Here is a 335-nt window from a genome sequence, read left to right on the forward strand (position 1 = left end):
TATTAATGGTATTTCTTATGATGGGTCACTTTTTAAGCGGGCGCCTGAACGTAAGGCACCCCATAATTCATACATTACGTATGAGGATATGATCCAAGGCTTTGTAAATGAAAAAGGCTATGTTATAACAGGAGAAGTTCCAGCCTTAGACTTTTATGAAAATGAAGATATTCATATCGTTGGCAATAAAGCTAGTGAGGTTGAAGTGAATTACTTAGGGAAAAATCATATTCAATATGTCTATGATGAAGCCTCTGGGTATTATGAGCGTTTTAATGGTGAACGAAAGACTGTTGAATACGAAACAAATGATCCTGTTCTCTTGTCCAATGTTC

General features: G+C 36.1%; 1 protein-coding gene. It reads left to right on the forward strand.

Annotated features, from left to right (window positions below; genetic code table 11):
* Positions 1–335: DUF3048 C-terminal domain-containing protein (locus KH400_RS23255; protein WP_369009393.1), on the forward strand; the 335-nt coding region annotated here is incomplete at both ends.

It is taken from the genome of Desertibacillus haloalkaliphilus, from assembly GCF_019039105.1.
Classification (GTDB): Bacteria; Bacillota; Bacilli; order Bacillales; family KJ1-10-99; genus Desertibacillus; species Desertibacillus haloalkaliphilus.